At 69.9% G+C, this 6,000-nt stretch carries 7 protein-coding genes; 4 read left to right on the forward strand and 3 right to left on the reverse strand.

What is annotated here, in order from left to right; translation table 11 throughout:
* Window positions 1-24: 24 nt before the first annotated feature.
* On the reverse strand, window positions 25-429 hold the full coding sequence (locus L0U85_RS17910; protein ID WP_241379123.1) for a helix-turn-helix domain-containing protein: 405 nt from the start codon (window positions 427-429) through the stop codon (window positions 25-27).
* Between the two features lie 98 nt (window positions 430-527).
* On the opposite strand from L0U85_RS17910, the gene L0U85_RS17915 reads away from it, so the two are divergent.
* The 4 genes from L0U85_RS17915 to L0U85_RS17930 all read left to right on the forward strand — a co-directional run bounded on the left by L0U85_RS17915 (window position 528) and on the right by L0U85_RS17930 (window position 4,238).
* Window positions 528-1,394, forward strand: a complete 867-nt coding sequence (locus L0U85_RS17915) for an NAD(P)H-binding protein (protein WP_241379124.1) — start codon at window positions 528-530, stop codon at window positions 1,392-1,394.
* Between the two features lie 129 nt (window positions 1,395-1,523).
* Window positions 1,524-2,270 carry an SDR family oxidoreductase gene (locus L0U85_RS17920; RefSeq protein WP_241379125.1) on the forward strand — a complete coding sequence of 249 codons (747 nt, stop codon included), beginning with the start codon at window positions 1,524-1,526 and terminating at the stop codon, window positions 2,268-2,270.
* A 7-nt stretch (window positions 2,271-2,277) separates the two neighbouring features.
* Window positions 2,278-3,480: a metallophosphoesterase gene (locus tag L0U85_RS17925; protein ID WP_241379126.1), complete on the forward strand. Its 1,203-nt coding sequence runs from the start codon at window positions 2,278-2,280 to the stop codon at window positions 3,478-3,480.
* 44 nt (window positions 3,481-3,524) lie between these two features.
* Window positions 3,525-4,238: an alpha/beta hydrolase gene (locus L0U85_RS17930; RefSeq protein ID WP_241379127.1), complete on the forward strand. Its 714-nt coding sequence runs from the start codon at window positions 3,525-3,527 to the stop codon at window positions 4,236-4,238.
* Between the two features lie 73 nt (window positions 4,239-4,311).
* Here L0U85_RS17930 and L0U85_RS17935 read toward each other — a convergent pair whose 3' ends face one another.
* On the reverse strand, window positions 4,312-4,782 hold the full coding sequence (locus L0U85_RS17935) for a hotdog fold thioesterase (RefSeq protein WP_241379128.1): 471 nt from the start codon (window positions 4,780-4,782) through the stop codon (window positions 4,312-4,314).
* Between the two features lie 41 nt (window positions 4,783-4,823).
* Entirely contained in the window at window positions 4,824-5,603 is a 780-nt protein-coding gene (locus L0U85_RS17940) for a GNAT family N-acetyltransferase (protein WP_241379129.1), read from the reverse strand.
* Between the last annotated feature and the right edge of the window lie 397 nt (window positions 5,604-6,000).

Genomic DNA, 6,000 nt, shown 5'->3' on the forward strand with positions numbered 1-6,000 from the left:
GGGACCGGCCTCGGCGAACGCCGATCAGCGCTCGGTCCGGTGCTCCTCGTCGTAGGCGGACTGGGCGAGGAGGACCTCGGGCATGCGCTCCTCTACGTGGGCGACCAGCCGGTGCAGCAGCTCGGCTGTGGAGGCGCCGAGCTCGGTGAGGCTGTATTCGACGCGGGAGGGGTAGCCGTCGCTGGCGTGGCGGGCGACGAAGCCGTCCCGTTCGAGGGCGCGAAGACTCTGCGAGAGGGCCTTCTCGTTGATGCCGTCCACTGCGCGCCGAAGCTCGCTGAAGCGCTTCGGGTCTTCGCGCAGGACCAGGAAGATGAGCGTGCCCCAGCGTCCGGCGACGTGCTCCAGTGTCGGCCGCGAGGGGCAGTTCCTGGCCAGGACCTGGAACTCCCAGTTCCCGGTCGGCTCGACGGTCGGTGCGGTGCTCATGTCGAAATGTTATCCCAACAACAGTGCTTTCGAAAGGATTGTACTTTCGTTTTGAAAGTGCAATAGTAGCCGGACCGACATACTGAAGGAGCACATTCATGATCGTTGTCACCGGAGCCACCGGCTCGCTCGGCAAACACGTCGTCGAAGGCCTGCTGGAGAAGGTCCCCGCCGACCAGGTCGCCGTCGCCGTCCGCAACGCCGAGAAGGCCGCCCCGTTCGCCGAGCGCGGCGTCGAGGTCCGCATCGCCGACTACAGCGAGCCCGAGACCGTCAAGCAGGCCGTGAACAAGGGCGACAAGGTCCTCCTGATCTCCGGCAGCGAAGTCGGCCAGCGCGTCGCGCAGCACACCGCCGTCGTCGAGGCCGCCAAGGAGGCGGGCGTCGCGCTCTTGGCCTACACCTCCATCCTGGGCGGTCCCGAGGCCGACTTCGAGCTCGCCCGCGAGCACCAGGCCACCGAGCAGGTCATCATCGACTCCGGTCTGCCCTATGCGCTCCTGCGCAACGGCTGGTACCACGAGAACTACACCGAGCAGCTCGGCCAGGCCGTGGCCGCCGGCGGTGTCCTCACCAGCTCCGTCGAGGGCTCCCGCGTGGCCTCGGCCTCGCGCGCCGACTTCGCCGCCGCCGCGGTCGCCGTGCTCACCGGCGAAGGCCACGAGAACCAGGCCTACGAGCTCAGCGGCGACACCGCCTGGACCTTCGAGGAGTACGCCGCCGAAGTCTCCCGCCAACTCGGCCGCGAGATCCCGGTCAGCCGCGTCCCCGGAGAGGTCCACAAGGAGATCCTCGTCGGCGCAGGGCTCCCCGAGCCGTTCGTCGACATCCTGGTCGACGTCGACGCCGCCATCTCGCGCGGTCTGCTGGCCCGCCAGAACGGCGACCTGGCCAAGTTGATCGGCCGCCCGACCAGCCCGATCGCCGACTCCATCGCCGAGGGACTCAAGCCCGTCGAGGCATAAGAGCCGCAATACGGCCCGCGAGACGCTCGTCTCGCGGGCCGCGGCCGTTCAACGAAACCATGCTCGCCCGGAGTCGACGGCCCGCGCTAGAGTCGGCGCGGAGGTCTCGTCCGACAGGGAGGATCGGCCATGCCCCGAACAGCGGTGATCAGCGGCGGAGGCACCGGCATCGGCTACGCCGTCGCCGAGCGGTTCCTGAGCGGCGGCGACCGGGTGATCATCACCGGCCGCCGCGAGGACCTCCTGCGAGCCTCGGCCGACAAGCTCGGCGAAGGCGCCGCGTACCTCGCGGCCGACCTCGCCGAACCCGAAGGCGGACGGCGCGTCGCCGACTTCCTGGCCGACCAGTACGGCGGCGTCGACATCGTGGCCGCCTGCGCGGGCGGCAACATCGAGATCCAGGCGCCCGAGAAACGCGAGGAGGGCCTGGAGGGCGTCTCCTGGTACTGGACGGAGAACCTGCGGCTCAACGTCATGACCGCCGTCCACCTCGTAGAGGCGGTCAAGCCGGTCATCGCCGACGACGGACGCGTGCTCCTGTTCAGCTCGATCGCCGCCTTCCGCGGTTCGGGCACCGGCTCCTACGCCGCCTCCAAAGCCGCCCTGCACCCGTACGCGATCGACCTGTCCGCACAGCTCGGCGAGCGCGGCGCCACCGCGAACGTCATCGCGCCCGGCTACATCGAGGCCACCGAGTTCTTCGCCGACCGCATGACCGAGCGGCGCCGCGACACGCTCATCGCGCAGACCCACGACAAGCGCGCCGGGACACCCGCCGACGTCGCCGAACTCGCCCACTGGCTCGCCGCCCCCGCGGCCGGGCACATCACCGCGCAGATCCTCCAGGTCAACGGCGGCGCCCTGGCCGGCCGGTAGCCGACGCATGGACTTCTTCTGGTTCATCGTCCGGTTCCTCGCCGTCACGGTCGGCTTCGCCGCGCTCCACGGATACCTGTGGTGGCGGCTGTGCCGCGACACCACCGAGCCCGGATCGCGCTGGCGGATCATCGGCGCGGTCGTCCTCGCCGTCCTGGCCCTGTTCGGGCTCGGCGCGCGGTTCTTCGTCCCCTCCGACCTGTCCTCCGGCTTCCAGCGGTTCTTCGGGTGGCCGGGCCTGATCTGGTTCGGGACGTTCATGTACCTGTTCGGGTTCCTGCTCCTCGCCGAGCCGCTGCGCTGGTGGCTGCTGCGCCGCCGGGCCGAGGCGCGCCCAGAGTTCGAGGACGAGCCGGAACCCGAGCCGACCGGGCCGAGCCGCCGGGTCGTGGTCTCCCGCGCGATCGGCCTGAGCGCGGGCGCGCTCGCCGCCGCCACGGCCGGCTACGGCCTGGTCGAGGGCCTGCGGACCCCGCGCCTCAAGGACGTCGAGGTGCCGCTCGCGCGCCTCGACCGGGCCTTCGACGGCTACCGCATCGCCGTCGTCGGCGACACGCACCTGTCGGCCCTGATCGGCGCCGACCACTGCCGCCGGGTCGTCGAGCAGATCAACCGCAGCCGGCCAGACCTCATCGCTTTCGTCGGCGACCTCGCCAGCGGCGAGGCCGATGACCTGCGCGAGGCCAGCGAGCCGCTGGCCGACCTCCGGTCGCGCCACGGCGCCTTCTTCGTCTCGGGCAACGCCGAGCACTACGTGGGCGCCGACGCCTGGTACGAGCGGGTCGCCGAGCTCGGCATGGTGCCTCTGCCGAACACCCGCGTGGAGCTGCCGGGCTTCGACCTGGCCGGGGTCAACGACCTCATCGTCGAGCAGCGCGGCATCGAAGGCGAGACCGGCCCCGACCTCGAAGCGGCCCTCGACGGCCGCGACCCGGACCGACCGCTGATCCTCATGGCCCACCAGCCACCGATGATCGACCGGGCCGTCGACCACGGCGTCGACCTCCAGTTGTCGGGCCACACGCACGGCGGCCAGATGTTCCCGGTTCACATCGCCGGCAAGATCCGCAGCGGCCGGCTCAGCGGCCTGGGCAGCTACGGCGACTCGCAGCTCTACGTCACCAACGGCGCCGGCACCAACGGCCCGCCGATGCGCGTGGGAGCGAACGCCGACATCACCGTGATGACTCTCCGCTCGACCCGGAGTTGAACCGACTTCTCCGAAACGTCGGTGCCGTCCCCTAACGTCGGGGCATGGACATCATCATGATCCCGGGACTGTGGCTCGACGGCTCATCATGGAGCGCGGTCACGCCGCCGCTCGAACAGGCCGGCCATCGCGTTCGAGCGCTCACGTTGCCCGGCAAGGAATCCAAAGACGCCGACCGCACCGGCATCACGCTTCGCGACCATGTGGACTTCGTCGTCGCCGCCATCGACGAGGCCGAGGAGCCGGTGGTGCTCGTCGGACACTCAGGCGGCGGCGCGATCGCGCAGCTCGCCGGCGACGCCCGGCCCGAGAAGGTCGCGCGCGTCGTCTACGTCGACGCCGCTCCCATGCCAGACGGGGCGGTCATCAACGACGACCTGCCGATCGTGGGCGAGGAGATCCCGCTGCCGGAGTGGTCGTTCTTCGAAGACGAGGATCTCGTCGACCTGGACGACGCGCTGCGCGACGAGTTCCGGGCGAGGTCGATCCCCGAACCCAAGGCGATCCCGTTCGACCGCATCGCCCTCACCACCGAGCGTCGCCGCGACGTGCCGACCACGATCATCTGCTGCGAGTTCCCCAGCAAGATGATCCTCGAATGGATCGACCAGGGCGCCCCGTTCGTGCGCGAGATCGCGGCGATGAAGCACGTCGAATACGTCGACCTGCCCACCGGGCACTGGCCGCAGTTCACCAAGCCGACCGAGCTCGGCCAGGCGATCCTCAACGCCGTCAGCCGCACCCCGGCGGCCCGTTGATGTCGAATCAGGACTCATTTGACGAGATGGCCGGAGACATCGGCTACGGCACCATGAACGGCCTGCCGCGCGCCTAAGCCTCTACGGGAGGGACGTCGCGGATCAGGCACGTGAGGCGTCCGGTGCAGACGCGGCGGCCCTGGTCGTCAGAGACGACGATCTCATATGTCGCGGTCGACCGCCCACGATGGATCGGCGTGGCCTCTCCGGTGACTGTGCCGGACCGGACTGCCCGGTGGTGCGTCACGTTGAGGTCCACGCCGACCGCGATCTTCCGCGGTCCGCCGTGGAGCATCGCGCCTATCGAGCCGAGTGTCTCGGCCAGCACCGCCGAGGCGCCGCCATGCAGCAGCCCGTACGGCTGGGTGTTCCCCTCGACCGGCATCGTCGCTGTCACGCGGTCGGGCGCGGCGCGGAGCACCTCGATCCCCATCCGGTTTCCCAGTGCCCCAGCCGAGAACAGCTCCTCGAGCTTGATGCCGACCCCGGCGAACTCGTCGAGTACCTCATCGGGAAAGATGCCGTCGCGCGAAACATTGCTCATATCAAGGCGCTCCAATCCAGTCCAGGACAGCTTAGGCCCGCTCACGCGCTCGACACGGTCTGGTGCTGCGGCCCCACTCGGTAGTGGTAGACGCAGACCTCGGTGAACCCGACCCGCTCATAGAGACCGACCGCCGGGGTATTCCCGCTCTGGACTTGGAGGTACATGCGGTCGGCGCCGTGAGCGCCGGCCCAGTCCGCCAGGGAGGCGAGGACACTGCTGGCCACGCCCTTTCCTCGCGCTTCCGGGAGCGTCGCCATGCCGAACACCCCTGCCCAGCCGCAGTCGGCGACCACGCGACCCACCGCCACGACCTCCCCACCGACGAACGCACGGGCGTAGCCGCTCGGCACCCGGACGCGCCGCAGCAGTTCCCACTCGGCTCCCACATCACCGCTCTCGCCGTTGACGCCCAGCCAGGTCTCGAACCAGTCGCGGGTCAGCCGGTCCTCCACTTGGATCTGCAACGGAGCACCGGACAGTCGATCCTTGACCTCTGCGGTGTACGCGGCGCGCAGCGACGTGGGGCTGTCGAACCGGTAGCCGCGCTCGGCCAGCAGGCCGTCGAGGGCGTCGGAGCAGACCCGCGGAGTGATCTGGAAGCGTGCGGCCGTTCCGTACGGTCCGTAGAAACGTTCGGCCACCGCGATACGGCGCTCCAACTCGTCCCGCCCGGCATCGCCGTGCGGCAGGACCGTTCCCGCCCACCACGAGCACCGCGGCGCGTAGCGCAGCCACCATTCTCCGAGACGCTCAACTCGTTCGGCGGGAAGCGCCCCGGCGACTCGCTCTTGCAGGGCCCTGATCGTCTCCGGCTCCATGCCCCGCAACCTATATGGTCGGTCGATGGAGGCTCCCCGGTTCCCGGCGGCCCGACTTCGGACAAGGCGGCGATGGTGAGGTAGGTGCCGGGCGGCCCTGCATCTTCGAGGACTGGTCCGCGTCGGGTGGGCTTCAATCGATCAGCGACGAAGGAGCTGAGTGAAGGTCGGCGCGGGGCGTCGGCCACGGAGGTCGGTCGTGGGGAGCAGGAGCAGGAGCGAGACTCTCGGGTCCGGTTCGGCGGCTGCGGCGGGCGCTGTGGGTATGGGTTCGGTGGCGGTGAGGGGATGCCGGTTCGGGCTGGTCGAGCACGGAGTCTCGGGCCGCTTGGGTGTGCTGTTCTGGTCCTGGACATGGGGAATGGCTCGAAGCCGTTTCCGGTTTCGAGCTGGCGGC

Origin of the sequence: Glycomyces sp. L485, assembly GCF_022548875.1 — a bacterium.
In the GTDB taxonomy this organism is placed as follows: domain Bacteria; phylum Actinomycetota; class Actinomycetes; order Mycobacteriales; family Micromonosporaceae; genus Glycomyces.

What these genes read in the sequence shown, in the direction of transcription:
- L0U85_RS17915 (WP_241379124.1), top strand. Translation starts at nt 528, where the DNA reads ATGATCGTTGTCACCGGAGCCACCGGCTCGCTCGGCAAACACGTCGTC.
- L0U85_RS17925 (WP_241379126.1), top strand. Translation starts at nt 2,278, where the DNA reads ATGGACTTCTTCTGGTTCATCGTCCGGTTCCTCGCCGTCACGGTCGGC.
- L0U85_RS17935 (WP_241379128.1), bottom strand. Translation starts at nt 4,782, where the DNA reads ATGAGCAATGTTTCGCGCGACGGCATCTTTCCCGATGAGGTACTCGAC.
- L0U85_RS17910 (WP_241379123.1), bottom strand. Translation starts at nt 429, where the DNA reads ATGAGCACCGCACCGACCGTCGAGCCGACCGGGAACTGGGAGTTCCAG.
- L0U85_RS17940 (WP_241379129.1), bottom strand. Translation starts at nt 5,603, where the DNA reads ATGGAGCCGGAGACGATCAGGGCCCTGCAAGAGCGAGTCGCCGGGGCG.
- L0U85_RS17930 (WP_241379127.1), top strand. Translation starts at nt 3,525, where the DNA reads ATGGACATCATCATGATCCCGGGACTGTGGCTCGACGGCTCATCATGG.
- L0U85_RS17920 (WP_241379125.1), top strand. Translation starts at nt 1,524, where the DNA reads ATGCCCCGAACAGCGGTGATCAGCGGCGGAGGCACCGGCATCGGCTAC.